This window comes from Stutzerimonas stutzeri (assembly GCF_000935215.1).
In the GTDB taxonomy this organism is placed as follows: Bacteria; Pseudomonadota; Gammaproteobacteria; order Pseudomonadales; family Pseudomonadaceae; genus Stutzerimonas.
In genome coordinates, this window is the sequence record NZ_JXXD01000242.1 from 1 (window position 1) to 26,642 (window position 26,642).

At 62.0% G+C, this 26,642-nt stretch carries 27 protein-coding genes and 2 tRNA genes; 12 read left to right on the top strand and 17 right to left on the bottom strand.

Annotated features, from left to right (window positions below):
• The 4 genes from LO50_RS20690 to LO50_RS20705 form a co-directional block, all read right to left on the bottom strand.
• Window positions 1-1,338: winged helix-turn-helix domain-containing protein (locus LO50_RS20690; protein ID WP_044316216.1), on the bottom strand; the 1,338-nt coding region annotated here is incomplete at its 3' end.
• A gap of 251 nt (window positions 1,339-1,589) precedes the next feature.
• Window positions 1,590-2,951 (bottom strand): DUF1329 domain-containing protein, encoded by a 1,362-nt coding sequence (locus tag LO50_RS20695; protein WP_031297208.1) that lies wholly within the window; start codon window positions 2,949-2,951, stop codon window positions 1,590-1,592.
• 101 nt (window positions 2,952-3,052) lie between these two features.
• Window positions 3,053-4,858: a DUF1302 domain-containing protein gene (locus LO50_RS20700; protein WP_020308396.1), complete on the bottom strand. Its 1,806-nt coding sequence runs from the start codon at window positions 4,856-4,858 to the stop codon at window positions 3,053-3,055.
• A 590-nt stretch (window positions 4,859-5,448) separates the two neighbouring features.
• Window positions 5,449-6,006 (bottom strand): hypoxanthine-guanine phosphoribosyltransferase, encoded by a 558-nt coding sequence (locus tag LO50_RS20705; RefSeq protein ID WP_041016218.1) that lies wholly within the window; start codon window positions 6,004-6,006, stop codon window positions 5,449-5,451.
• A gap of 250 nt (window positions 6,007-6,256) precedes the next feature.
• On the opposite strand from LO50_RS20705, the gene upp reads away from it, so the two are divergent.
• The 3 genes from upp to LO50_RS20720 all read left to right on the top strand — a co-directional run bounded on the left by upp (window position 6,257) and on the right by LO50_RS20720 (window position 8,548).
• Window positions 6,257-6,895 (top strand): uracil phosphoribosyltransferase, encoded by a 639-nt coding sequence (upp, locus tag LO50_RS20710; RefSeq protein ID WP_003284783.1) that lies wholly within the window; start codon window positions 6,257-6,259, stop codon window positions 6,893-6,895.
• A gap of 2 nt (window positions 6,896-6,897) precedes the next feature.
• Complete coding sequence (locus LO50_RS20715; protein WP_003284785.1) at window positions 6,898-8,157, top strand: uracil-xanthine permease family protein; 1,260 nt, start codon at window positions 6,898-6,900, stop codon at window positions 8,155-8,157.
• A gap of 79 nt (window positions 8,158-8,236) precedes the next feature.
• A complete protein-coding gene (locus LO50_RS20720) occupies window positions 8,237-8,548 on the top strand; it encodes a YkgJ family cysteine cluster protein (RefSeq protein ID WP_003284787.1) in 312 nt (103 codons plus the stop codon).
• A 57-nt stretch (window positions 8,549-8,605) separates the two neighbouring features.
• Here the strand turns inward: LO50_RS20720 and LO50_RS20725 are convergent, their stop codons facing one another.
• The 6 genes from LO50_RS20725 to hemA all read right to left on the bottom strand — a co-directional run bounded on the left by LO50_RS20725 (window position 8,606) and on the right by hemA (window position 13,980).
• Window positions 8,606-9,124, bottom strand: a complete 519-nt coding sequence (locus LO50_RS20725) for an acyloxyacyl hydrolase (RefSeq protein WP_023444078.1) — start codon at window positions 9,122-9,124, stop codon at window positions 8,606-8,608.
• Window positions 9,125-9,205: 81 nt separating this feature from the next.
• On the bottom strand, window positions 9,206-10,000 hold the full coding sequence (murI, locus tag LO50_RS20730; RefSeq protein WP_041016217.1) for a glutamate racemase: 795 nt from the start codon (window positions 9,998-10,000) through the stop codon (window positions 9,206-9,208).
• Window positions 9,993-10,748: a molybdopterin-synthase adenylyltransferase MoeB gene (locus LO50_RS20735; protein WP_041016216.1), complete on the bottom strand. Its 756-nt coding sequence runs from the start codon at window positions 10,746-10,748 to the stop codon at window positions 9,993-9,995. Before LO50_RS20735 ends, murI begins: the two co-directional genes overlap by 8 nt.
• A gap of 22 nt (window positions 10,749-10,770) precedes the next feature.
• Window positions 10,771-11,598 (bottom strand): peptide chain release factor N(5)-glutamine methyltransferase, encoded by an 828-nt coding sequence (gene prmC, locus LO50_RS20740; RefSeq protein ID WP_041016215.1) that lies wholly within the window; start codon window positions 11,596-11,598, stop codon window positions 10,771-10,773.
• A 34-nt stretch (window positions 11,599-11,632) separates the two neighbouring features.
• Complete coding sequence (gene prfA / locus LO50_RS20745) at window positions 11,633-12,715, bottom strand: peptide chain release factor 1 (RefSeq protein WP_041016214.1); 1,083 nt, start codon at window positions 12,713-12,715, stop codon at window positions 11,633-11,635.
• Window positions 12,712-13,980, bottom strand: a complete 1,269-nt coding sequence (gene hemA / locus LO50_RS20750) for a glutamyl-tRNA reductase (RefSeq protein ID WP_014819346.1) — start codon at window positions 13,978-13,980, stop codon at window positions 12,712-12,714. Before hemA ends, prfA begins: the two co-directional genes overlap by 4 nt.
• A 200-nt stretch (window positions 13,981-14,180) precedes the next feature.
• Here hemA and LO50_RS20755 point away from each other — a divergent pair, with 200 nt between their 5' ends.
• The 9 genes from LO50_RS20755 to ychF all read left to right on the top strand — a co-directional run bounded on the left by LO50_RS20755 (window position 14,181) and on the right by ychF (window position 21,115).
• Window positions 14,181-15,908 carry a tetratricopeptide repeat protein gene (locus LO50_RS20755; RefSeq protein WP_041016213.1) on the top strand — a complete coding sequence of 576 codons (1,728 nt, stop codon included), beginning with the start codon at window positions 14,181-14,183 and terminating at the stop codon, window positions 15,906-15,908.
• Between the two features lie 3 nt (window positions 15,909-15,911).
• Window positions 15,912-16,532 carry a lipoprotein insertase outer membrane protein LolB gene (lolB, locus tag LO50_RS20760; RefSeq protein ID WP_044316217.1) on the top strand — a complete coding sequence of 207 codons (621 nt, stop codon included), beginning with the start codon at window positions 15,912-15,914 and terminating at the stop codon, window positions 16,530-16,532.
• Window positions 16,533-17,393 carry a 4-(cytidine 5'-diphospho)-2-C-methyl-D-erythritol kinase gene (gene ispE, locus LO50_RS20765; RefSeq protein WP_044316218.1) on the top strand — a complete coding sequence of 287 codons (861 nt, stop codon included), beginning with the start codon at window positions 16,533-16,535 and terminating at the stop codon, window positions 17,391-17,393. It abuts the gene before it with no gap.
• A gap of 19 nt (window positions 17,394-17,412) precedes the next feature.
• Window positions 17,413-17,487: transfer RNA gene (locus LO50_RS20770), tRNA-Gln, on the top strand.
• Window positions 17,488-17,539: 52 nt separating this feature from the next.
• Window positions 17,540-17,614, top strand: a tRNA-Gln gene (locus LO50_RS20775).
• A gap of 78 nt (window positions 17,615-17,692) precedes the next feature.
• Window positions 17,693-18,634: a ribose-phosphate pyrophosphokinase gene (locus LO50_RS20780; RefSeq protein WP_003294564.1), complete on the top strand. Its 942-nt coding sequence runs from the start codon at window positions 17,693-17,695 to the stop codon at window positions 18,632-18,634.
• 120 nt (window positions 18,635-18,754) lie between these two features.
• Entirely contained in the window at window positions 18,755-19,372 is a 618-nt protein-coding gene (locus LO50_RS20785) for a 50S ribosomal protein L25/general stress protein Ctc (protein ID WP_044316219.1), read from the top strand.
• A 33-nt stretch (window positions 19,373-19,405) separates the two neighbouring features.
• Entirely contained in the window at window positions 19,406-19,990 is a 585-nt protein-coding gene (gene pth, locus LO50_RS20790) for an aminoacyl-tRNA hydrolase (RefSeq protein ID WP_014819341.1), read from the top strand.
• A 24-nt stretch (window positions 19,991-20,014) separates the two neighbouring features.
• The gene (gene ychF, locus LO50_RS20795; RefSeq protein WP_044316220.1) at window positions 20,015-21,115 is read left to right on the top strand and encodes a redox-regulated ATPase YchF; all 1,101 of its coding nucleotides are present in this window, start codon (window positions 20,015-20,017) and stop codon (window positions 21,113-21,115) included.
• A 72-nt stretch (window positions 21,116-21,187) separates the two neighbouring features.
• On the opposite strand, the gene LO50_RS20800 is transcribed toward ychF, so the two are convergent.
• The 7 genes from LO50_RS20800 to LO50_RS25480 all read right to left on the bottom strand — a co-directional run.
• Window positions 21,188-21,385, bottom strand: a complete 198-nt coding sequence (locus tag LO50_RS20800) for a hypothetical protein (RefSeq protein WP_044316221.1) — start codon at window positions 21,383-21,385, stop codon at window positions 21,188-21,190.
• A gap of 107 nt (window positions 21,386-21,492) precedes the next feature.
• A complete protein-coding gene (locus tag LO50_RS20805; protein ID WP_044316222.1) occupies window positions 21,493-22,500 on the bottom strand; it encodes a branched-chain amino acid ABC transporter permease in 1,008 nt (335 codons plus the stop codon).
• Between the two features lie 2 nt (window positions 22,501-22,502).
• On the bottom strand, window positions 22,503-23,390 hold the full coding sequence (locus LO50_RS20810) for a branched-chain amino acid ABC transporter permease (protein WP_044316223.1): 888 nt from the start codon (window positions 23,388-23,390) through the stop codon (window positions 22,503-22,505).
• 69 nt (window positions 23,391-23,459) lie between these two features.
• Window positions 23,460-24,677: an ABC transporter substrate-binding protein gene (locus tag LO50_RS20815; protein WP_044316224.1), complete on the bottom strand. Its 1,218-nt coding sequence runs from the start codon at window positions 24,675-24,677 to the stop codon at window positions 23,460-23,462.
• A 76-nt stretch (window positions 24,678-24,753) separates the two neighbouring features.
• Entirely contained in the window at window positions 24,754-25,470 is a 717-nt protein-coding gene (locus tag LO50_RS20820; protein WP_013983780.1) for an ABC transporter ATP-binding protein, read from the bottom strand.
• On the bottom strand, window positions 25,467-26,228 hold the full coding sequence (locus tag LO50_RS20825; RefSeq protein ID WP_044316225.1) for an ABC transporter ATP-binding protein: 762 nt from the start codon (window positions 26,226-26,228) through the stop codon (window positions 25,467-25,469). The genes LO50_RS20820 and LO50_RS20825 overlap by 4 nt, the downstream gene beginning before the upstream one ends.
• A gap of 313 nt (window positions 26,229-26,541) precedes the next feature.
• Window positions 26,542-26,642 (bottom strand): OprD family porin (locus tag LO50_RS25480; protein WP_161794481.1); only part of this gene is annotated, 101 nt, incomplete at its 5' end.

Consider the following 26,642-nt stretch of genomic DNA (forward strand, 5'->3'; position numbering starts at 1 on the left):
GGCCTGCCACTGAGCCAATAACTGGGCTTGCCGGCGCGCATCGGGTTGGGGGAAGAACTTGGCCAGCTCGGCCAGACAGTCATCCACTTCATCAAGTCGCGCCGAAATGATCAGCGCCCACCCCTGCAAGACGATCAGGCGCGTGGTGCTGGCGAACAGGTCCTGTGGCAGCTCGCTTCGCCATTTCAGAAAGCGCGATACGTTATCGCCGATCAGCAGCTGTTCCTGTCCGTAACGCTGCAGGTAGTTGGCAGCGACCTCAGGCTGGCCGGCCCATAATGCATGCTCTACCGCCTCGCGCATCTCGCCGCGACTGGCGAACCACTGACAGGCGCGCAGATGGGCCTGGGTCGGAGCGGTCGTTTCTGCGGAGCGCTGCAGCATCAGCGCCAGCGGCTTCCACAGGCGAAACCACTCACCGCAATTGTCGATCTGCCGAATGAAGAGCTGGAGCGTCTTGAGGATATCGAGGATTTCGCGACCAACACCGTCGAGCACATGGTCGCAGAGCTCTGCCGAGAAACGCGGCATACGCGCCAGTGCCAGCATGGCCCGCCGCACTTCATCGCTCAGTCCAGCCATGACCTCACGCTGGACGTAATCACGCAGCAATGGCGTCCCGGCAACCAGACGCTCACGCAGCGCCTGCTCATCGGCGTGGAGCAACATCAGACAGACTCCAGCCGGCCACCCCTCCATCACATGATGCAGTTGCTGAAAAGTCTCGGACGAGAGCGTCAGACGATGGACGTTCAGGAGTTGCTCGAGCTCTTCGGCGGTGAACGCCAGCGCTTCCGCCTCCAGCTCCAGAAGATGCCCTTGCAGCAGGAGCCGTGGAAGCTTCCACGCTGGCTGGCGGCGACTGGATACCCACCAACTGATTTGTGCCGGCCCCATGTCCAACAACATATCAATGCAAGCATCGAGCTCCGGGCTGTAATCGCGCGGGTAGTCGTCGAGCATGATCCATAGCGGCTGCCGGACTTGTCGCAGCAGCGCCAGCATGTCGTTCTCGGAACGATCATCCTTGCCCGTCCGCTCCCCCAACGCATCGCTCAACTGGCCGTACAGCGCCTGAACCGTACATGCCCGCCCGCCGAGATCCAGCCACACCAGGCGTGTGCCCGGAGGCACCAAGCGCGCGCACTCGCTCATCAGCACGGTCTTGCCAAACCCGGCTGGGGCGCAGATCAGGCGCAGACGGCAATCGGTATCGAGCAGCGCACGAACCAGCCTGGGCCGGTCGATATGCAGCGGCGGCAGCCGAGGAATGGATGCGAGTTGCTCTACGGCACCTGCCTCTGCACTGAGCGCATCAGGAATGAAGCGTACGGACATGGCAAAGGTTCTCTTGTTCGAATCAGTCCATTGAAACACAGCGCGGTCTGTGCCAGGCATTGCGCTCGGTCGTTACCACGGGCAGCCGAAACGCCAGCCTTGTCGTTGCACACGTCGCATATTGGGCCCAGTGTTCCAGCAATGCGATCGTCCTGACCTCGGGCACCGAATGGAAATTATCATCCACTGGTTCGCCGCAAAAAAAAAGGCGGCCACCTGGCCGCCTTATTCACAGGTTAAATGTCAGTCGATCAGCGCACCCCTGCGTTACGCAGGGCAGCCGGCGTGAAGTCCCGAGCGGAGGCACGATAGCCGTATTCGTGCGGCTTCTCCTCGTTACTCATGCCGATCGCGATGTAGCGGCCGGAGATGATGTCGTAGAGCGCCTCGAACGCGTAAGCCGGCACCTTGTGCTGGTAGTACTGCAGCGAGTGGGCCTCGCCTACACGCCAAAGCTGACCACGACCGTCGTACAGCTCCGACTGGACGATGGTCCAGCTATCCTCGTCGACGAAGAAACGGCGCTTGGCGTAGATGTTGCGCTCGCCACTCTTGAGCGTGGCTTCAATCTCCCAGACGCGGTGTAGCTCGTAACGCGCCAGATCCTGATTGACGTGGCCAGCCTTGATGACGTCGTCGTACTTCAGTTCGCTGGAAGCGATTTCATAGCTGTTGTACGGGATGTACAGCTCTTTCTTGCCGATCAACTTCCAGTCGTAGCGATCAGGTGCGCCGCTGAACATATCGAAGTTATCCGTGGTGCGCATACCGTCCGAAGCGGTACCCGGCCCGTCGTATGCAACTTGCGGCGCGCGGCGTACCCGACGCTGGCCAGCGTTGTAGATCCAGGCCTGACGGGGCTCCTTAACCTGATCCAGCGAGTCGTGCACCAGCAGGACGTTCCCTGCCAGGCGAGACGGCGCAGTCACCCGCTGTTTGAAGAAAAGCAGCGCGTTCTTGGCGCGCTCGGGATCCAGATCCGTCATACCCAGCGGGAACGCCACTTCGTCCTCGAAGTGAACCATGGTGTAGCTACCGTTGGTTTGCGGGGTAGCCTGGACGATATTGCGACGGACGTTGCCACCGCGATAGCGGGTGATATGGTTCCACACCACTTCCAGACCATTCTTCGGAATCGGGAATGCGTAATAACGGCTGTCGGTGAAGTTGGCGATACCGTTGCCGCCCTCGACGAGTTCGGTATTCACAGCACTCTTCTTCGCAGCCTCATAGATCTCATCCGGCACGGCGACCGAACGATGAGTCGGGAACACGCGAATCTTGTAGGTTTCCGGATAGCGCTTGAACATGGCCATCTGACCTGCGGTCAGCTTGTCCTTGTACTGTTCGGCGTTCTGCGAGGTGATGACGAACTTCGGCTGCTCGTCCTTGAACGGGTTAGTCAGATGCCCATTGTTGAGGGGGGCCGCGTCGGTCTTGAGACCACCGGTCCACTCAGGGATGCTGCCGTCGGCGTTACCGGCTTTTTCTGCGCCCAGCGGCGTCAGCGATGTACCGAGCTTGGCGGCTTCTTCTGGGGAAACGGCAGCCATCACACTGCTCGCGAGCAGGGAGAAGGCCAAGACACTCAATAGCTTTCCTGTTTTTTTCATACGATTCCAGTTCCTCTTGATCTTGTTATAGGCCGGAGGCCCATGCCTGTCGCTGATGTCCGGCCGATCATCCTCATCGGCCGGACACTCGGCTGGTCTCCTTAGAAGTTCACGCCCACGCTGAACGCGAGGAAGTCGCGGTCAACCAGCGTGTTGTAGTCGCCGCCGAAGAAATCGGTGTAGGACAGGCTGGCGGTGTACATATTCTGGTACTCGGCATCCAGACCAATGCTGACCGCCTTGGAGCCTTCGTTGAACAGACCGTTGGGGCCGTAGCCGTCGACGTCGTGGGAGAAGGACAGGTTGGGCTTGAGGTTGATGCCGGCGAAGACGTTGTCGTAGTCCGCGATGCCACGCAGGCGGTAGCCCCAGGAGTTGGCGGTGACGAAACCGTGGCGGCCGTAGCGGGCCAAAGCGGCTGGATCATCCGGGGTGCCGTAGATAGGATCACGCCCATAGCGCAGTTCGCTGGTGCTCTCGAGACCGCCGACATGCGTGTAGCCGACCTCGCCCACCACGGTCACCCTACCAGCGCCCAGTACTTGATCGAAGAAGTGAGTGAATGTGGTCTGCAACTGGGTGATTTCCTTGCGGTTGTAGCCGCGATTTTCTGCACCGAAAGTACTTTCAATGGGAGAGGTTCCCGGCGCAAGGGGATTAAGCAAAGCCCGAGTGAGGTCTTGAGTATTCAGCTGAACCGGTGCATTGGGTCGATAGCTGATCTCACCAGACCACGCGGTGCCAGTGGGCAATGTCGTAGAGAAGCTAAGGCCGTAAAGCTGGATATCTTCGGGGTACTCAAGGTAATAGCGGCCGTTGCCAAGCATGACGCTCTGCGCCAAACCAGAGCCAGCACCAGGCACGAGCCCATTAGCTGTACCGATAATGCCAGGCAGCTGCGCTGCGGTAGCCAAGCCAGCAGATCGCGTACTGACGTTTGGCGTCCGACTGTGGTAATTCATGAAATACGCACCATACTCGGTGGCATCACCCAACCAGCGCAATGCAAGACCGAACTGCCCCGAATCACGTGCATCCCGGTCGCCAGCTCGCGGCAAAACCACACCCTCAGGAGTGACTTCGAACCCCTGCCCGAACGCAGCAGCGACGGGTTGAAGAGGAGCGATTGCCGGGCTGCCCACGTGGTAGTTGGCATCACAACCATCCTGAACGACATCTACAGCGAAGAAAGTACCGCAATTATCGGCAACGGTCTGATCCCACTCGAGTTGATAGAACGCCTCCATGCTCAACCGGTCGGTCAGGCTCTGCGAGATGTAGAACATATTGACCGGAATCAGCCCCTCTTTGATCTCAGCACCCGGCCGGCGGAATGCTGCAGCGTCCAAGGGATTGATGGAGTTTATGCTGTTACCGATAAAGGTACTTTCGCCCCAGCTCACTACCTGCTTCCCAAGACGGACGGTCCCGGGCAGATCACCAACGGAATAATTGTGATAGACGAACGCGTCCAGAATTTGCGCGCCGGATGATTGAGCGGCTTCTTTCCGGTTGCTGTCGCTGATGTCCTTGAAAAGACGACTCTCATCCTTCAGCTCGAAGTCATACCAATACTTGCCGCGAACGAAGGCACCGCTATCGCGATAACGAAGCTCGAGATCGTGCACACCCTTGAAAATCTTGGAGAAGGTCTCGCCCTTCTTGAAGTTCAGACGACCATCGTCGCCGGTCTGGGTAAAGCCGGTACCGCCGTTGTTGATGCCGACCAGATCCCTGTCCCTGTCCGCCATGGACCAGCTGGCACCGATGGACATCGCCGAGTCGAATTGCCCTTCGATCTCGCCGATATTGAAGCTCACGGCGTAAGCCGGGGCGGCAGTGCCCAGCGCTACGGCGAGAGCTAGGGACTTCGGCTGGAAGATTCCTTGCCTTGTTGTTTTTGTCATGAGGCGCTCCTGGTTGGTTCGAAGTGCGTCAACCCTACCCAGACACCGGAACAGGGTTAAGCGCACTAAGGTTTGATTTAGCTTGTAATCCTTTAGTGCTAATAGCCTTTACAGCAGTGGCTTTCAGCGTGATTGCGCGAAGCCATGCCCTTTAAGGTCCAAATCAGCTTAGCCGTGAATGCCAGGGCCGCAAAGCCCGATCCAGAGCCTTTCAGCTTGCAAGATAGGAGAATTGTCGGTCAGTTATCCTTAAGTTCAATTCATGAGCGCGATAACGCACACCAAACCCGCCAAATGAGTCGGACGACAAAGGCGCAGGCCGTCATTCAACCGACCAAAGGAAATGGCCGACACACGCGAAAAACGGAAAGGAGGGCGTTACCGCAACGATGAGGTGGGGCGAAAGGAAACAGACGGACCGGCGTGTACGCTTTGGATCGCTGGAATTCCCGCGTCGGTCAGCAGCGGAGGGCCGACCGAACGCTGCTCGGCGCCCATTGCGTCACAGCGTCACAGCTGCGAAGCGCACCCCGCCACTGGTGCGCACACATGCCTTTCTAAGCGGGACGCGCTCGCCCGAAATTGGCTACCTATAGCCCTTTGACCGCATAGATTCCCGGTGCATTGCGCCAGTAACCCTTGTAGTCCATGCCGTAACCAAAAATGTAGCGATCGATACAGCTCAGGCCAACGTAATCGGCTTTGAGATCCGGGCGCGCCTTGCGCTGGTGATCCTTGTCGATCAGCACTGCGGTATGCACCGCGGCGGCACCCGCGTGGCGACAGAAATCTATGATCGCACCCAGCGTGTGGCCCTCATCCAGAATGTCATCGATGATCAGCACGTCCCGATCAATAAAGGAGATCTCCGGCTTGGCTTTCCAGAAAAGCTCACCGCCGCTGGTTTCATTGCGATAACGAGTGGCATGCAGATACGACAGTTCGAGCGGGAAGTTCAGCTTAGGGACGAGCTTGCCGGAAAAGATCAGGCCGCCATTCATGACGCAGAAGACCACAGGATTGCGGTCGGCCAGCTCGCCGTTGATTGTTTCGGCGACCTGGCTGATTGCAGCTTCTACCTGTTCTTCGGTGTACAGGCAGTCAGCCTCGGCCATGACTTGGCGGATATGTGCGAGATCGACGGACATGATGCGATTCCCCTCAGAAAGATGAGTGTTAGAGCGCCAACTGAACCTGGCAACTCGCGCGGTTGAATCGCCGTATCCTGAACAGCGAAAAACCTGACCGAACAGCCCACTTTCAGCCGTCCGCGAAAGGGCGTGGAAGATACCCACCCCCGCGGGCCGCAGCAAGTCTGCCGGTCGAATGACGCACGAATAGCCGCTGACTCGACGATGCTTTAATCTAAGCCGGTTTATTTGCCCGCCGGAGCCCACAATGCCCATTCGAGAGATCCGCCATCCGCTGATCCGCCACAAGCTCGGCCTGATGCGCCGCGCCGACATCAGCACCAAAAACTTCCGTGAACTGGCTCAGGAAGTGGGCTCGATCCTCACTTATGAAGCAACTTCTGATCTGCCGCTGGAACACTACAGCATCGACGGCTGGTGCGGCCCGGTGCAGGTCGAGAAGATATCCGGCAAGAAGATCACCGTCGTACCCATCCTGCGTGCGGGCATCGGCATGCTCGACGGCGTGCTCAGCCTAATCCCGGGCGCCAAGGTCAGTGCGGTAGGCATCGCCCGTAATGAGGAAACGCTGCAGGCGCAGACCTATTTGGAAAAACTGGTTCCGGAAATCGAACAGCGCCTGGCCATCATCATCGACCCCATGCTCGCCACCGGCGGCTCGATGGTCGCCACAATCGACATGCTGAAGAAGGCCGGTTGCAAGGAAATCCGTGCTTTGGTGCTGGTCGCCGCCCCGGAAGGCATCGCCGCTGTGGAAAAAGCACATCCGGACGTGCTGATTTTCACGGCATCCATCGATGAGCGTCTCGACGAACACGGCTACATCGTCCCGGGCCTGGGTGACGCTGGCGACAAGATCTTCGGCACCAAGCAGAAGGACATCTGAGCATGTCGCATACCGACGAGCCGCTTGGCCGGCAGGTACTGGCCGGCGCACAGATGCTGTTCGTGGCCTTCGGCGCCCTGGTACTGATGCCGCTGATCACCGGCATGGACCCCAACGTAGCGCTGTTTACCGCCGGCCTTGGCACCCTGCTGTTCCAGCTGATCACGCGGCGTCAGGTGCCGGTATTCCTGGCATCCAGCTTCGCCTTTATCGCACCGATCATTGCGGCTAAGGGTGAGTTCGGCCTGCCGGCGGTCATGGGTGGCGTGGTCGCTGCCGGACTTGTCTACATGCTGCTCGGCTTCGCGGTGCGCCTGAAGGGCCCCGGCTTCATCGATCGCCTGCTGCCGCCAGTGGTCATCGCCCCAGTGATCATTTCGATCGGTCTGGCGCTGTCACCTGTGGCGGTGAACATGGCCATGGGCAAGGCTGGAGATGGCAGCGCCCAGTTGATCCCCTACCAGACGGCGATGCTGATCTCGATGCCGGCACTTGTCACGACCCTGCTCGTGGCGGTGCTGGGCAAGGGCTTGTTTCGCCTGGTACCGATTCTCGCCGGCGTTGCGGTCGGCTACGGGCTGTCGTTTGCTTTCGGCGTGGTGGATACCAGCGGTATCGCGGCCGCACCCTGGCTAGCGATGCCGAACTTCGTCGCACCGGAGTTCAATATCGGCGCCATCCTGTTCATGGTGCCGGTCGCCCTGGCACCGGCCATCGAGCATATCGGCGGCGTGGTGGCCATCGGCAGCGTGACAGGCAACAACTACGTCAAGAAGCCAGGCTTGCACCGCACGCTACTGGGCGATGGCGTGGCCACCTCGGCAGCCGGCCTTTTCGGCGGCCCGCCGAATACCACCTATGCCGAAGTGACCGGCGCGGTGATGCTGACCAAGAACTACAACCCGAAGATCATGACCTGGGCGGCGGTATTCGCCATCGCCCTGGCCTTCATCGGCAAATTCGGCGCCGGCTTGCTGAGCATTCCGGTTCCGGTGATGGGTGGCATTCTCTGTCTGCTGTTCGGCTCGATTGCCGTGGTGGGTCTGAGCACGTTGATTCGTCATCAGGTCGACCTGTCCGAGGCACGCAACCTCATCATCGTTTCGGTGACGCTGGTGTTCGGCATCGGCGGCATGGCATTCGGCTACGGTGAATTCACCCTGTCCGGCATTTCGCTGTGCGCGATCATCGCCCTGCTGCTCAACCTCCTGCTTCCCGGCGGGGATGGTTGGCGCAACAAGCAGTTGAACGAGGAGCTGTAAAAGCGTGACACCGGCTTTGGTGCCACCACTCGGCGCCCTGAGTGGGCGCCCGGTCGAGCGTATCGACTAGACTGGCGCGATGAACGATTCGACCATTCCCCACCAACAACTCGAAGACACCAGCGTGAGCTGCGCCACCTGCGCGGCCTGCTGCTGTCGACTCGAAGTGTTGCTGTTCAGCGATACCGGCGTTCCGCAGCGCTATATCGACACCGACAGCTGGGGCGGCGAAGTCATGCTGCGCCTGGAGGATGGCTGGTGCGCGGCGCTTGATCGGGACAGCATGCGCTGCACGATCTACGAAAACCGCCCATTGATCTGCAGGGAGTTCGAACTGGGGTCAGAGGATTGCCACGAAGAGCGCAAGGGCAGCGCCACGGCATATGGCTGAACACTATCGGCAGTGCAGGGCTGGCGAACCGCCCTGCAGCACCTCGGGACGACCTGCTTAGAAGGCCATCCGGTAATGCAAGGCGTAGCTTTCGACACCATCGTTCGGCTTCTTGATGCCGGCGTTGGAATAGTGGATTGCGCGCACGCCCACTTCGTGGCCACCGGCGAAACGCAGGCCTGCACCGATCCGATCCTCGAACTGGAAAGACGAACCCAGACGATTGCCCTCGACCTCGGTGCTCTCGAACGCCGCGACGCCGATGCCTGCCTCGACATAGGGTTTAACCGATTCACCAGCGAACTCGTAGACGAAGACCGGGGCCAGCGAAATGCTGTGATTGCTCGACGACTCGTCGCCCTCCCAGTAGGTATAACCAGCATCCCAGTAGCCGGTCAGTCGGCCCACGCTGGTCTGGAACCAGCTGGTGCCGAAATCGAATTGCGCACCCAGGCGATAGGTCATGGTCGACTCGTCCGTCTGGCCGACCGCAACGGTAAAGTCTACGGCGTGGGCAGCCGCCATCGAACCTACAGAGAGTGCCGCCACTGCAGCCAGGGAGAACAGTTTTTTCATGAGAACTTCCTTATCAAACACTGCATTTGTTTGGTTTTTTGGTGCCAGCATATTTGAGAAACCCCACTGCGCTTGGAGTTCCTAGCGGGGAAAAAACTCGACTTTCGCGTTTTCGCCCCAAAGTATAGGCAACACGCTGGCCATTCGCCGCGGATCGCCGCTGCAATAGAAACGCTCGGAGGCCACCCCGCTGGCGAGCAGATGGCGCTCCGCCAGCAGATCGCGCAAGTGTCGCGCGACGGCTGCTCCGGTATCAATCAGGCGGACGGTTCCAGGCAGTAGCTCGCTGAGCAGCGGCCTTATAAAGGGATAATGCGTGCAACCCAGAATCAGCGTGTCGCAGCCTTGTGCCAGCAGCGGCCCGACCCACGCCATCAGCATGGCGCGCGTTTCGGCACTGTTCAGATCGCCTGCCTCGATGCGCTCGACCAAGCCGGGGCACGGCTGAGTGATCACCCGCACATCTGCGGCAAAGCGATCGAGCAACGCGGCAAAGCGGGCGCTCTTCAGCGTTCCGGTTGTCGCCAGCACGCCGACGACACCACTCCGCGTAGCCTGGGCGGCGGGCTTGACGGCCGGTTCCATGGCGATGATCGGCAATCGCGGATACAGCTCGCGCAATTCGGTGACCCCAGCGGCGGTCGCGGTATTGCAGGCCACCACCAGCGCCTTCGCGCCCTTCTCGACAAAAAAGTCCGCAATGACACGGCAGCGCTCACGGATGTAGTCCGGGCTCTTTTCGCCATAGGGGACATGGGCGCTGTCGGCGAGATAGAGCAGCGACTCATGCGGCAGGCGCTGCCGGATCTCACGCAGCACCGAGAGCCCGCCTACTCCGGAGTCGAAGACGCCGACCGGTGCTGCGCAGTCAGCCATGGCTTGCGCCACACACCGCGCAATGTGGATCGCGCTTGACCCGCAACTCACGGAAGCGACTGGACAGCGCATCGATCAGTAACAGTCGACCAATCAGCGGCTCGCCGAAGCCAACCAGCAGCTTGAGCGCTTCCAACGCCTGCAGGCTGCCAACCATGCCCACCAGCGGCCCCACTACACCGGCTTCGCTGCAGGTCAGCTCGGCTTCGCTACCGTGCCCATAGAGGCAGTGGTAGCAGGGGCTCGTTTCGACTCGCGCATCGAACACCGAAAGCTGCCCCTCAAGACGGATCGCCGCGCCGCTGACCAGCGGCTTTTTCGCTTTCACGCATGCGGCGTTCACCGCTTCGCGAATGCCGAAGTTGTCCGTGCAATCGAGCACCAGATCGACCCGCTCCACTGCCGCATCCAGGGAATCGGCGTCCAACCCGCTGCGATACGGCACCAGCTGTACATGGGGGTTCAGCGCCCCCAGCCGGGCCATGGCCGAGTCGACCTTGTGCAGGCCAAGCGAGGGTGTGTCGTGAGCGATCTGCCGCTGCAGATTGGTCAGATCCAGCGCATCGAAGTCGGCCAGGTGCAGCTCACCGACACCAGCGGCCGCCAGATAGAGCGCTACCGGCGAGCCCAACCCGCCAAGCCCGACGATCAGCACGCGACTCTGCTTGAGGCGCAACTGGCCGTCGATATCGACCTGCTTGAGCAGGATCTGCCGGCTGTAGCGCAGCAGCTCTTCGTCACTCAGCATCCAAGCACCTCACAAAACGCAATCATGGCAGGCGGCCAAGGCTGATGCGCTCATGCCCACCCAGATCGAGCCGGCTTTGCACATCCTCGAAACCGCGGGAAAGCAAAAGCATGCGCACCGCCTCAGCCTGATCGTAACCGTGCTCCAGCAGCAACCAGCCACCCGACTGCAGGTGCGCCGCCGCCTGGGCGATGATCGTGCGGATGTCGTCCAGGCCATCCGCACCCGCGATCAGCGCACTCTGCGGCTCGAAGCGGACATCGCCCTGCAGCAGGTGCGGGTCGCTGGCCGGAATATAGGGTGGGTTGCTGACGATCATCTGGAACCGCTCGCCGTTCAGACCGGCAAACCAGTCGCTCAGGGTGAACGCAGCGTTGTGCAGTCCGAGCCGCAGCCGGTTGCGCTCAGCCAGCCTCACGGCGGCCTCGATACGGTCCACACCGCAGACCTGCCACGCCGGCCGCTCGGTCGCCAGAGCCAGCGCAATCGCGCCGGTGCCGGTGCCCAGATCGAGCACCCGGGCCGGTGCAGCGGAGAGCAGCTGCAGCGCGGTCTCCACCAGCAGTTCGGTGTCAGGCCGGGGGATCAGCGTATCCGCTGCCACTTCAAGTTCCAGACTCCAGAAGCCCTGGCGCCCGAGAATGTAGGCGACCGGTTCACCCTGACGCCTCCGTGCGAGATCAGCAGCAAAGCGCTCGGCACACTCTGCCGGCACCTCGCGCTCCGGCCAGGTGCGCAGATAGCTGGTCGACTTGTTCAGGGCGGCCGCGAGCAACCATTCGGCATCCAGCCTGGCGCTCGGCGAGTCCGGCAGATCGGCACTTTGCAGCAGGGACTCGATGGTTGGCATGAGGTGCTCTTAGCGCGGTGCGCAGCGAAAAGGATCAGTCGCCCAGCGCGGCCAGCTGGTCGGCCTGGTATTCCTGCAACAGCGGCTCGATGACCTGCTCCACGGCGCCGCCGATCACTTCGTTGAGCGAATACAGCGTCAGGTTGACGCGATGGTCGGTGACCCGGCCTTGGGGGAAATTGTAGGTACGGATACGTTCGGAGCGATCCCCGGAGCCGACCAGCAACTTGCGCGTCTCGGAGATTTCCTTGTGCGCCGCGGCGTCCTGGCGGTCCTGCAGCTTGGCGGCGAGCCAGGCCATGGCCTTGGCGCGGTTCTTGTGCTGCGAACGCTCTTCCTGACACTCGACCACAATGCCAGTGGGCAGGTGCGTGATACGAATCGCTGAGTCGGTCTTGTTGACGTGCTGACCGCCGGCGCCGGAGGAGCGATAGGTGTCGATACGCAGCTCGGCCGGATTGATCTCCACCGCCGCCTGCTCATCCGGCTCCGGTAACACCGCCACGGTGCAGGCGGAGGTGTGAATGCGTCCCTGGGATTCGGTCTCCGGCACGCGCTGCACGCGGTGCGCGCCGGATTCGAACTTGAGCTTGGCGTAGACGTTGTCGCCCTCGACGCGGGAAATCACTTCCTTGTAGCCGCCGTGCTCGCCTTCGCTCTCGGAGAGGATCTCGACGCGCCAGCCCTGCTTCTCGGCATAGCGCGAATACATGCGGAACAGATCGCCGGCAAAGATCGCCGCCTCGTCGCCGCCGGTGCCGGCGCGGATCTCGAGGAACACGTTGCGCCCGTCGTTGGGGTCCTTGGGCAGCAGCATGCGCTGCAGGTTGGCTTCAAGCGTCTCGAGCTGGGCCTTGGCTTCGGCAACCTCCTCCTCGGCCATCTCGCGCATGTCGGGATCACTGTCCTTGAGCAGCGCCTGAGCGCCCTCGAGATGCTGCTGAACCTTGCACAGCTGCCGATAGGCGACGATCACCGGCTCGACTTCGGCGTACTCGCGGGAATAGGCGCGAAAACGGCTTTGATCGCTGATGACTTCGGCGTCGCCGAGCAGTGCGGTGAGTTCTTCGAAACGGTCCTGCAGGATGTCCAGCTTGTTCAGCAGCGAAGCTTTCATGGTTTTTCCGTGCCCTCGTGCAGGGCGAAGAGTTCCTGGGCCATGCTCAGCGCCTCGACGCGGCCCTCGGCGGAGAGTTTCTTCAGTTGCACGCTGGGTGCATGCAGCAGTTTGTTGGTCAGGCCACGGGCGAGCTGGACGAGAACCTCCTCGGCGCTGCCCCCATTGGCCAGCAGACGCTGAGCCTTGCTCAGCTCGTCGTCGCGAATGCGCTCGGCGTGCTGCCGGTAGGCCTTGAGCACATCAACTGCGGCCAGCTCGCGCAGGCGCTGCATGAAGTCCTCGGTGCCAGCCGCGACCAGCTCCTCGGCGGCCTGGGCCGCGCCCTGGCGACTCTTGAGGTTCTCCGCAACCACCTCATGCAGATCGTCGACCGTGTACAGATAGACGTCGTCCAGCTCGCCGACCTGCGATTCGATGTCCCGCGGCACAGCGATATCGACCATGAACATCGGCTTGTGCTTGCGTCGCTTCAGCGCCTGTTCGACCGCGCCCTTGCCGAGAATCGGCAGCTGGCTGGCAGTGGAACTGATGACGATGTCGCTGTTGTGCAACTCGTCCGGGATATCGGCAAGCAGGATCGCCTGCGCCCCTAGCTCGGCGGCCAGCGCGCTGGCCCGCTCGAGGGTGCGGTTGGCGACCACGATCTTCTTCACGCCCTGCTCGTGCAGATGGCGCGCGACCAGGGTGATGGTCTCACCGGCGCCGATCAGCAGGGCCTGGCTGCGTTGCAGATTGCTGAAGATCTGCCGCGCCAGACTGACCGCGGCAAACGCCACCGAAACCGGGTTCTCGCCGATGGCGGTGTCGGTGCGCACGGTCTTCGCGGTGCTGAAGGTGGCCTGAAACAACCGGCCAAGCAGAGGCCCGACGCTGCCGGCCTCACGGGCGACCGCATAGGCCGACTTCATCTGCCCGAGAATCTGCGGTTCGCCCAGCACCAGCGAGTCGAGCCCGGAGGCGACGCGCATCATGTGGCGCACGGCCTGATCGTCGACATGCACATAGGCGCATGCCTTGAGCTCGTCGAGGCTGAGACGGTGATAATTGGCCAGCCAGGCGAGCACGGCATCGGCCTCGACCTGATCCTGTTGCAGATACAGCTCGCTGCGATTGCAGGTCGAGAGGATCGCCGCTTCGCGGGTCGGAGTGACGCGGCACAGTTGCCGCAAAGCCTCGACCATCTGGTCGGGCGTGAAGGCTACGCGCTCGCGGACGTCCACCGAAGCGGTCTTGTGATTAATGCCAAGCGCGAGGAAAGCCATGCAGAATCGCTGATTCGATAACAGAGCGCGCAATTCTCCTACTTCATCAGATGGAGAACAACCATTGCCCTCGATTGTCGGATTCGATTGGTACTGCCAATCAGCTACCGAACCGGCCTGCGCGCCTCCCGGGGCCCATGGGCTTGACCTGCGGCTTGTGTCATCATGCCGCGACCGCACACCAGCCGTACATTTCCCCTATGAAAAAACTCGCCGCACTTGCCGCCCTGCTGTTCATCGGCGGCTGCCAGACCTTCACGCAGCAAGCCCCCGAAAGCAGTCCGCCGGTCGAGGACGCTGCCCAGGAGAGCTCCGCCAGCGACGCGGCAGAGTACGGCTCGTTCAGTCGCCAATCCCTCTATGCGCTGCTGGTCGCAGAGCTTGCCGGCCAGCGCAACCGCTTCGACATTGCCCTGGGCAATTACGTACAGCAGGCGCATGCGACACAGGACGCCGGCGTCGCCGAACGCGGATTCCGTATCGCCGAATACCTTGGCGCAGACCAGGCGGCGCTGGATACCGCAACGATCTGGGCGCGCAACGCCCCTGACAGTCTCGACGCGCAGCGCGCCGCAGCCGTGCAGCTGGCCCGCGCCGGGCGTTACGAAGAATCGCTCGAGTTCATGGAGAAGGTTCTGCAGGGCCAGGGCGACACTCATTTCGATTTCCTCGCCCTTTCGGCCTCGGAAACCGACCCGGACACCCGCGCCGGCCTGTTGCAAAGCTTCGACAAGCTGTTGGTCAAACACCCCGACAATCCACAGCTCTCCTTCGGCAAGGCCGTGCTGCTGCAACAGGATGATCGCAGCGAGGAAGCACTGGCATTGCTGCAGAAGCAGCCGGACAAGGAGCGGCAGATCCCGTCGATCCTGCTCGAAGCACGCCTGCTGCACAGCTTGCAACGCAGCGACGAAGCGATCCCGCTGCTCGAGCGAAGCCTGCGCCAGCACCCCGAGGACAAGCGTCTGCGCCTGACCTATGCGCGCCTTCTGGTGGAACAGGAGCGCCTGGAAGACGCCATGGGCGAGTTCGCCACCTTGGTCCAGCAGCACCCCACCGACGACGACCTGCGCTTCTCCATGGCGCTGGTCTGCATGGAGGCTGAGGCCTGGCGCGAAGCCACCGTGTACCTGGAAGAGCTGATCGAACGCGGCAGCCACGTTGACGCGGCTTACTTCAATCTTGGCCGTGCCTATCAGGCGATGGACAAGAACGCCAAGGCGCTCGACGCGCTAGCTCAAGTCGGCCCTGGCAACGAATACCTGCCAGCGAAGCTGCTGCAGAGCCAGCTGCTCTATTCCGGCAATCGCGACCAGGAAGCATCTGCGGTGCTGGCCGACGCACGCCAGCAGCAGCCTGACTACGCCATCCAGCTGTACCTGATCGAGATCGAAGCGCTCTCCGAGCAGGACCGCACCGAGCAAGGCTGGCAACTGGTGGAGCAGGCGCTTGCCGATTTCCCCGACGACCTCAACCTGCTGTACACCCGCGCCATGCTTGCGGAAAAGCGCGGCGATCTGGCGCAACTGGAACGCGACCTGCGCTTCATCATCGAGCGTGAGCCGGACAACGCCATGGCGCTCAACGCGCTCGGCTACACCCTGGCCGACCGTACTGATCGCCACAAGGAAGCGCTCCAGCTGATCGAGCAGGCCTACCAGCTCAACCCCGACGACCCGGCGATCCTCGACAGCCTCGGCTGGGTCAACTTCCGCCTGGGCAATCTGACCGAGGCCGAAGCGCTACTGCGAAAGGCGCTGCAACGCTTTGCCGACCACGAAGTCGCCGCGCACCTGGGCGAGGTGCTTTGGGCCCAGGGTGAACACAGCGAGGCCCGCGCGGTCTGGTCGAAGGCACTCAAACTACAACCGGACAGCCAGATCCTGCGCGAAACGCTGAAACGGTTGACCGGATCGGAGAAGCCCTGACCCATGTCCCTGTTGAAAAACCTTCTTACTCCCTGCCTGGCCCTCCTGCTTGCTGGCTGTGCCGGGCTTGGCCCACGCGAATCGGTTGAAGGCCCCGGCAATGCCACCGCCTGGAAAGAGCATCGCAGCCAGGTCGCGACGGTCGATGGCTGGCAGATCAGCGGCAAGATCGGCATTCGCGCACCGCAGGAATCCGGCAGCGGCACACTGTTCTGGCTGCAGCGCCAGGACTACTTCGACATTCGCCTGTCCGGCCCCCTGGGCCGAGGCGCCACCCGCCTGACCGGCCGCCCCGACGCCGTATCTCTGGAAGTCGCCGGCCAGGGCCGATTCGAAGCCGAATCCCCGGAGGCCCTGGTCGAAGCGCAGCTCGGCTGGCAGCTGCCGGTATCGCACCTGCTCTGGTGGGTGCGTGGCTTGCCTGCGCCGGACAGCCGCAGCCGTCTGAGCCTGGACAGCGAGAGCCGCCTGGCACGACTGGAACAGGACGGCTGGCAGGTCGACTACCTGGCATACGGCGAACACAACGGCTTCACGCTGCCCGAGCGCATCCGCCTGCATGGCCATGACCTGCAGATCACCCTGGTGGTCAAGGACTGGCAAGCGCGCCAGCTGGGCCGCTGAATGCAGACGCTGACCCTGCCGGCACCGGCCAAACTCAATCTGATGCTGCATATCGTCGGCCGCCGCGCAGACGGCTATCACGAGCTGCAGACGCTGTTCCAGTTTCTCGACCATGGCGACGAACTCAGCTTCCGCCTGCGTGCTGACGGCGAGATTCGCCTGCATACCGAACTGCCGGGCGTCGATCACGACAGCAACTTGATCGTCCGTGCAGCGCGCCTGCTGCAGCGTGCTAGCAGCTGCTCGCTCGGCGCAGATATCACCCTGCTCAAACGTCTGCCCATGGGCGGCGGCATCGGCGGCGGCAGCTCCGACGCAGCGACCACCCTGCTCGGCCTCGACCACCTGTGGCAACTGCACCTGGGCGAAGACCAACTGGCCGCGCTGGGGCTGACCCTGGGCGCCGACGTACCGGTGTTCGTACGCGGCCGGGCAGCATTTGCCGAGGGGGTTGGCGAGCGCCTGCAACCGGTCGATTTGCCCGAACCATGGTTCCTCGTAATCGCGCCGCAAGTCTCTGTTAGTACAGCGGAAATATTTGCCGACCCAGAGTTGACACGTAATACCCCGGCCATTACAGTTCGCAGCCTTCTTGCAGGGGGCGGTCATAATGACTGTCAGCCAATAGTCGAGAAGCGTTATCCAGAAGTTCGTAACGCTTTGAGCTTGTTGAACAAATTCGTTCCGGCAAGCATGACTGGCACTGGAGCTTGTGTGTTTGGGAGCTTCCCAAACGAAGGCGAGGCTGATAAAGTCCGCCGCCAACTTCCAGACACTTTGCCAAGTTTCGTTGCCCACGGTCGTAACATTTCGATGTTGCACCGAAGCCTTGAAAAACTGGCGCAGGAAGCGAGTGCGTAGCACACAGGTTGTACGATACAGGGGCGTCGCCAAGCGGTAAGGCACCAGGTTTTGATCCTGGCATGCGTTGGTTCGAATCCAGCCGCCCCTGCCATAACCTCCCAAGGTTCGTACGACTGCAACAGCACCAATGAAGTTGACCCTACAGGGGCGTCGCCAAGCGGTAAGGCACCAGGTTTTGATCCTGGCATGCGTTGGTTCGAATCCAGCCGCCCCTGCCATACACTTGAAGCTGTTCAAGAGCTCGCCTTTTGAACAGCTTTTTATTCATCGGACCCACCCTCAGGCAGGTACTGCGCGTGTCCAAGATGATGGTCTTCACGGGGAACGCCAACCCCGACCTGGCCCGGCGTGTCGTACGTCAGCTGCATATCCCCCTCGGTGATGCCTACGTCGGAAAGTTCTCCGACGGCGAAATCAGTGTCGAGATCAACGAGAACGTTCGCGGTAAGGACGTATTTCTGATCCAGCCGACCTGCGCTCCGACCAACGACAACCTGATGGAACTGGTGGTACTGGCCGACGCCTTCCGCCGCTCCTCGGCGTCGCGCATCACCGCAGTGATCCCCTACTTCGGTTATGCCCGCCAGGATCGTCGCCCGCGCTCTGCCCGTGTACCGATCAGCGCCAAGGTCGTGGCCGACATGCTCGACGTCGTTGGCGTCAACCGTGTGCTGACCGTTGACCTGCACGCCGACCAGATCCAGGGCTTCTTCGACATGCCGGTGGACAACATCTACGGCTCGCCGGTCCTGGTCGACGACATCCAGGCTCAGCGCTTCGAGAACCTGATGATCGTCTCCCCGGACATCGGTGGTGTGGTCCGCGCCCGTGCCGTGGCCAAATCCCTCGGCGTCGACCTGGCGATCATCGACAAGCGTCGGCCGAAAGCCAACCAGTCCGAAGTGATGCACATCATCGGTGATATCGAAGGCCGTACCTGCATCCTCGTCGATGACATGGTCGATACCGCCGGCACCCTGTGCCATGCAGCCAAGGCGCTGAAGGATCATGGCGCCGCCAAGGTCTACGCCTACTGCACGCACCCGATCCTGTCCGGCCGCGCCATCGAGAACATCGAAGGCTCCGTGCTCGACGAGCTGGTGGTGACCAACACCATCCCGCTGTCGGCTGCCGCACAGTCCTGCACCCGAATTCGCCAACTGGACATCGCGCCAGTGGTGGCTGAAGCGGTTCGCCGCATCAGCAATGCCGAATCGATCAGCGCGATGTTCCGCTAAGCGAAAAGCTTCGCGAATCGCACTGAACGTAATGTGCCCCGCCTCGTGCGGGGCTTTTTGCCCAACAGCCCGAGCGCTGGTCGCAAGCGCGACAGGTAATGTTGCTACTGGAGAATCACCATGAACGATTTCACTCTGAATGCCCAAGTGCGTTCCGACCTGGGGAAAGGTGCGAGCCGCCGCCTGCGTCGTAACGCCGCCCTGGTTCCGGCCGTCATCTACGGTGGCGACAAGGCCCCGCAGTCCATCAGCATCCTGGCCAAGGACTTCGCCAAGCTGCTGGAAAACGAAGCTTCCTTCAGCCACGTGCTGAACCTGAACGTCGACGGCCAGAACGAATCCGTTCTGATCAAGGCACTGCAGCGCCATCCGGCCAAGAGCTTTGTCCTGCACGCTGACTTCGTTCGCGTCGTTGCCGGCCACAAGCTGACCGCCACCGTTCCCCTGCACTTCATCAACCAGGAAACCTCCGTGGGCGTGAAGCAGCAAGGCGGCGAAATCCTGCACAACCTGAACGAAGTCGAAGTTTCCTGCCTGCCGCAAGACCTGCCGGAATTCATCGAAGTCGACATGTCCAACGTCGAAGTCGGCCAGGTTCTGCACATGACCGATCTCAAGCTGCCGAAAGGCGTTGAGCTGGTCGCCCTGGCCCACGGCAGCGACCTGCCGGTAGCCAACGTTCACGCTCCGCGCGTGAGCAAGGAAGACGCTCCGAAAGAAGAAGACGCTGCCGAGTAATTCACTCGCATAGTCGAAGAAGAGGCCCCCGTCGTGACTGCCGTAAAACTGATCGTCGGCCTGGGAAACCCAGGCCCTGAATACGACCAGACCCGGCACAACGCGGGGGCTCTTTTCGTTGAGCGTCTGGCTGCCCGTGAAGGCGTCTCGCTCAGCAACGATCGCAAGTACTTTGGCCTGGTCGGTAAGTTCAGCCATCAGGGTGAAGACATCCGCCTGCTTATCCCCACTACCTACATGAACCGCAGCGGTCAGGCGGTGGCGGCATTGGCCGGCTTTTTCAGAATTCCCCCCGAGTCCATCCTGGTCGCCCATGATGAGCTCGATATGCCCCCGGGCGTCGCCAAACTCAAGCAGGGTGGCGGTCATGGCGGGCACAACGGGCTGCGTGACATCATCGCCAAGCTCGGCAATCAGAACGGCTTTCATCGCCTGCGCCTGGGTATCGGCCATCCTGGCCACGCCAGCCTGGTCAGTGGCTACGTACTGGGCCGCGCACCGCAGACCGAGCGCGAAAAGCTCGACGCCAGCATCGACTTTGCGCTGGATGTCGTGCCAGAAATCCTGGCCGGCGACTGGACCCGCGCGATGCAGCGCCTGCACAGCCAGAAGGCCTGAACCTAACTCCGAGGCAAGATCACCATGGGATTCAACTGCGGCATCGTCGGTCTGCCCAACGTCGGCAAGTCCACCCTGTTCAACGCCCTGACCAAATCCGGCATCGCGGCTGAGAACTTTCCCTTCTGCACCATCGAGCCGAACAGCGGCATCGTGCCGATGCCCGATCCGCGTCTCGACGCGCTGGCGGCGATCGTCAAGCCGGAGCGTGTGATCCCGACCACCATGGAGTTCGTCGACATCGCCGGCCTGGTCGCCGGCGCTTCGAAGGGCGAAGGCCTGGGCAACAAATTCCTCGCCAACATCCGCGAAACCGACGCCATCGCCCATGTGGTGCGCTGCTTCGAAGACGAGAACGTCATCCACGTCGCCAACAGCGTGGACCCCAAGCGTGACATCGAGATCATCGACCTCGAACTGATCATGGCCGACCTCGACAGTTGCGAGAAGCAGCTGCAGCGCGTCGCCCGTACCGCCAAGGGCGGCGACAAGGAAGCGGTCGCACAGAAGGGGCTGCTGGAGAAGCTGATCCCGCACCTCACCGAGGGCAAGCCGGCACGCAGCCTGCTGAAGAGCTTCAGTGACGAGGAAAAGCGCCTGGCCAAGACCTTCCACCTGCTGACCACCAAGCCGGTGATGTACATCGCCAACGTCGCCGAGGATGGCTTCGAGAACAACCCGCTCCTGGACGTGGTCAACGCCATCGCCGAGGAAGAAGGCGCCATCGTCGTGCCGGTGTGCAACAAGATCGAGGCCGAGATCGCCGAGCTGGACGATCTGGAAGAGATGCAGATGTTCCTCGAAACCATGGGTATGGAAGAACCAGGTCTGAACCGTGTGATCCGCGCCGGTTACGAGCTGCTCAGCCTGCAGACCTACTTCACCGCCGGGGTGAAGGAAGTCCGCGCCTGGACCGTCAGAATCGGTGCGACCGCTCCGCAGGCGGCCGCGGTGATCCACACCGATTTCGAGAAAGGCTTCATCCGCGCTGAAGTCATCGCCTATGACGACTTCATCCAGTACAAGGGCGAAGCCGGCGCCAAGGAAGCCGGCAAGTGGCGCCTGGAAGGCAAGGAATACATCGTCAAGGACGGTGACGTCATGCACTTCCGCTTTAACGTCTAAGCGTCCGCTCGCTTGAAAAAAGGCCCCGACTCGTCGGGGCCTTTTAGTTTCTATCGAAGGGAGTGCAATCCGTTAAAGCGGACCAGGGTCGGGCATCGGATCCGGCGGCGGAGCGACCTTCTCGAGTTGTTCGAGCACTTCTTCCGCCAGCTCGTCCGGGCCTTCGAACTCGGTATCGCTCTCGGCGTCGTCGAGGTCGTTGAGGGGCGATTCGTCGGCTCGCCAGGGCCAAGTGGGTTGCGGCTGCATTTGGGGTTCGGTGCCAGGCATGGCTCTGTCCTCTGAAAGGGGCCTGGGACGTTAGGCACGTATCCCTGCAGCGGGTTCGCCGATGGCGGGACCGTCCGGCGCAATCTGGACGGTCCCGCATCGGATCGCTACTTGAAGTTGCGCTTCACCAGCCGCTCCAGCCAGCCGACGATGCCGGAGCGGAACAGCAGCACGCAGAGCACGAAGATCACCCCGAGGATCACATGCACCCACTCGCCCAACGGTCCGTTGGACAGCGAGCTTTGTAGCGTCACCACCACGGTGGCGCCGACCAGCGGCCCGAGGATGGTGCCGACGCCGCCGAGCAGGGTCATCAGGATGACCTCGCCGGACATGTGCCAGTGCGCGTCGGTCAGCGAGGCCAGCTGGAACACCACGGTCTTGGTCGCGCCAGCCAGACCGGCAAGCGCCGCGGAGATGACGAACGCCAGCAGCTTGTGCCGATCGACGTTGTAGCCGAGCGACACCGCCCGCGGCTCGTTCTCGCGGATGGCCTTGAGCACCTGGCCGTACGGAGAATGGATGGTGCGCTGGATGATGGCGAAGCCAAGGACGAACACCGCCAGCACGAAGTAGTACATGGCCATGTTGTTCTTCATGTCGACCAGGCCGAACAGATGCCCGCGCGGCACGCCCTGCAACCCGTTCTCGCCCCCGGTGAACGGCGCCTGAACAAAGACGAAGAACACCAGCTGCGCCAGCGCCAGGGTAATCATCGCGAAGTAGATGCCCTGCCTGCGGATCGCCAGCATGCCGAACAGCGCACCGAGCACCGTCGAGGCCAGGGTGCCGGCGAGTATCCCCAGCTCGGTACTGAGCCCACTGTAGCTGCTCAGCATGTAGCCGGTGATGTAGCCGCCGGTGGCGAAGAACGCCGCATGGCCGAAGGACAGCAGCCCCGCGTAGCCGAGCAGCAGGTTGAAGGCGCAGGCGAACAGGGCGAAGCACAGCAGCTTCATCAGGAACACCGGATACACCGCCAGCGGCGCCAACAGCGCGATCACCAGCAACACCGCATAGAAAATCTTCTGCCGCCGCGCGGCCGCGTGCCTGCGCTCGCGTACCACACTGGCCTGCCGCAGCGATGCGGCCTGCACGTTTGCCGGATTCGTCATGCTCATGCCTCCTTACCAAAGAGTCCCGCAGGACGAATCAGCAACACCGCCACCATGACCAGGAACACCACGGTGTTGGCCGCTTCCGGATAGAACACCTTGGTCAGCCCCTCGATCAGACCCATGGCGATGCCGGTGATGATGGCGCCGAGGATCGAGCCCATGCCGCCGATCACCACCACAGCGAACACCACGATCAGCAGGTTCGAGCCCATGCCCGGCGTCACCGCGTAGATCGGCGCAGCCAGCACGCCGGCGAAGGCCGCCAGCGCCACACCGTAGCCGTAGGTCAGGGTCACCAGCAGCGGTACGTTGATGCCGAAGCCTTGCATCAGTTTCGGGTTCTCGGTGCCGGCGCGCAGGTAGGAACCCAGGCGGGTGCGTTCGATCACGTACCAGGTCGCCAGGCACACCACCAGCGCGGCGACGATTACCCAGGCGCGGTAGGTCGGCAGGAACATGAAGCCGAGATTGAAGCCGCCACGCAGCAACTCCGGCATTGGATAGGACGAGCCGGATACGCCGAACAGCTTGACGAAGCTGCCCTCGACGATCAGCGCCAGGCCGAAGGTCAACAGCAATCCGTAAAGGTGATCCTCACCGGCAATGCGCCGCAGCAGCCCGCGCTCGATGGCCATGCCCAGGCAACCCACCACCAACGGCGCCAGCACCAGCGCGAACCAGTAGCTCACACCCAAGTAGTTCAGCCCGAGGAAGGCCACGAAGGCGCCCAACATGTACTGCGCACCATGGGCGAAGTTGATGATGCGCAGCAGGCCGAAGATAATCGCCAGGCCCAGGCTCAGCAGTGCGTAGAACGCCCCGTTGATCAGGCCGAGCAGCAGCTGCCCGAGCAGTACGCTCAGGGGTACGCCGAATAGGAGAGTCATGGTTCATCACCCAAAGGAAGTCCGTGGCACCCGGCCGTTACCGACCGGGTGATGGCGCGGCCTAGCCGTTTACTCTTTGGCGACCAGCTTGGTGCACTGGGTCTCGGCGATCGGCCGGTAGGCCTGCTCGCCCGGAATGGTGCTGACGATCTTGTACAGGTCCCACTCGCCGGTGGATTCGGCCGGTGTCTTGACCTGCACCAGGTACATGTCGTGCACCATGCGGCCGTCCTCACGAATCTGCCCACCCTTGGCGAACATGTCGTTGACCGGGGTCTTGGCCATCTGTGCACGCACCGCCACGGTTTCGTCGGTGCCGGTGGCCTTCACCGCGTTCAGGTAGTGGGTGGTCGCCGAGTAGATGCCGGCATGCACCATGGTCGGCATGCGCTTGGTGCGCTCGTAGTAGCGCTGGGCCCAGGCGCGGGTCTCCTCGTTCATGTCCCAGTACCAGCCGGTGGTGAGCATCAGGCCCTGGGTCACTTCCAGGCCCATGGCGTGGATGTCGTTGAGGAACACCACCATGCCGGCGAGCTTCTGCCCGGACTGGGTGACGCCGAACTCGCTGGCGGTCTTCAGCGAGTTGACGGTATCGGCGCCGGCGTTGGCCAGGGCGATCACCTCTGCGCCGGAGCCCTGGGCCTGCAGCATGTAGGAGGAGAAATCGCTGCTGGGGAACGGATGGCGAACCTTGCCGACGATGCTGCCGCCATCACCTTCCACCACCTTGGTGATGTCGGCTTCCATGGCGTGGCCGAAGGCATAGTCGGCAGTGAGGATGTACCAGCTCTTGCCGCCATCGGCGAGCACCGCCTTCGCCGTGCCGTTGGCCAGCGCGTAGGTGTCGTAGGTCCAGTGGATATGGTTCGGTGAGCAAAACTCGTTGGTGATGCTGGAGGCCGCCGCGCCGGAGATCAGCGCCAGTTTGCCGCCCTGCTCCACCACCTTGCTCGCCGCCAGCACCACGGAGCTGGCGACCATGCCGGTCACCATGTCGACGTTGCGCTCGTCGATCCACTGGCGCACGGTGTTGGCGCCGACGTCCGGCTTGTTCAGGTCATCGGCATGGAAGACGACGATCTTCTTGCCGTCGACCGTGCCGCCGAAATCCTCCACCGCCATCTTCAGCGCCTCCAGGCCGCCGGGGCCGGAGAGGTCGCGGTAGGTACCGGACATGTCGGCCAGATAGCCGATACGGATTTCGTCGTTGCTGATCTCGGCCTGGGCGGCCGTGGCGATCAGGGAAGCAGCCAGGATGGCGCTTGCGCGCTTGCGGAAAAAGCTCATGTAGTCACCACTCTCGATTGTTTTTGTTGTGGTTCGGGCCGGCATCCACTGCGGCCGGTTTTCAGCTTCCTGAGGCTCACACCCCGAGACAGGAATTGAGGAACTCCTTTTTCGAATCCAGGTCGGCCGCCTCGATCTCTTCGATGATGCGGCCGTGCTCCATCACGTAATGACGGTCGGCCAATGGCGCGGCGAAACGGAAGTTCTGCTCTACCAGGACGATGGTCAGGCCACGCTGCTTGAGCTTGATCAGCACCTCGCCGAGCTTCTGCACGATGACCGGCGCCAGGCCTTCGGTGATCTCGTCGAGCAGCAGCAGGTTGGCGCCGGTGCGCAGGATGCGCGCCATGGCCAGCATCTGTTGCTCGCCGCCGGAGAGCCGCGTGCCCTGGCTGAAACGACGCTCATACAGGTTGGGAAACATTTCGTAGAGCTCGTCCAGGCTCATGCCGCCGCTGCGCACCGTGGGTGGCAGCAGCAGGTTCTCCTCGACGCTCAGGCTGGCGAAGATGCCCCGCTCTTCCGGGCAATAGCCGACGCCCAGCCGTGGAATCTGGTGGGCCGGCATGCCGATGGTCTCGTTGCCGTTGACCACGATGGAGCCGGTGCGGCGCCCGACCATGTTCATGATCGCCCGCAGCGTGGTGGTGCGCCCGGCGCCGTTGCGCCCGAGCAGCGTCACCAGCTCGCCGCGGCCAACCACCAGATCGACACCGTGAAGGATGTGCGACTCGCCGTAAAAGGCATGCAGGTCGCTGATGCGCAGCTGATCGCGATCCATGGGTGGGTTCATGCGTGGGCCTCCTCGAGCGCGGCGGCTTCGCTGCCCAGATAGGCTTCGCGCACCTGCGGGTTGGCCGACACGCTGTCGTAGTCGCCTTCGGCAAGCACCGAGCCGCGCGCCAGCACGGTGATGCGATCGCACAGGCGGCTGACCACGCTGAGGTTGTGCTCGACCATCAGCACCGTGCGATTGGCGGCGGCCTTGCGCACCAGCTCGACGACCATGTCGACATCCTCACCACCCATGCCCTGGGTCGGTTCGTCGAGCAGCAGCACGATGGGGTCCAGCGCCAGGGTGGTGGCCAGCTCCAGCGCGCGCTTGCGGCCGTAGGGCAGCTCGACGGCCAGGGTCTGGGCGAAGGCCTGCAGGTCGACTTCAGCGAGCAGCTGCATCACCTGGTCGTCCAGCTCGCGCAGGCTGCGTTCGGATTTCCAGAAATGGAAGGAGTTGCCCATCTTCTGCTGCAGCGCTACACGCACGTTTTCCAGCACGCTCATGTGGCCAAATACTGCGGAAATCTGGAACGAGCGCACCAGGCCGAGCCGGGCGATCTCGTTGGCCTTCATCGAGGTGATGTTCTTGCCGCGATAGAGGATTTCGCCACGGGTGGGCGTGAGGAATTTGGTGAGCAGATTGAATACGGTGGTCTTGCCGGCGCCGTTGGGGCCGATAAGCGCATGGATGTGACCCTGACGGACCTTCAGATCGACGGAATCCACTGCGGTGAAGCCGCGGAATTCCTTGGTCAGGCCGCGCGTTTCCAGCACGAACTCTGGTTCCTTTGGGTGCCCTCTAACCTTGTTTGTTGTTGTTGGTTATGGCGCAGGTCGCTGCATGACCTTTACGTAAACGATAACAACCAGTTTCCGTATACGGCAAGTGGCTTTTTCAAACGGGTGATTGAGCGGTAAAGCGGGCAAATGAAGGGCAAAAGGCCAGTATTTTTCGCGCCATTGAGGTAGTTGGTTTGCATCGGCGATGCAAACCGCGAGCGCCGAAAGAAGGCCCGGCCGACGCAGAAAAAGCCGGGCCTATGCGGCCCGGAAATTTCCAACGAGGAGGTTCACAGCGGTTTCGCGGTTACCACAACGGCAGGCTGTAGCTGACGATAAAGCGATTCTCGTCCAGGTCGCTCTGGAAGTTGCTTCGCGTGGTGGCGTTGCGCAGCTTGAAGCCGAGGT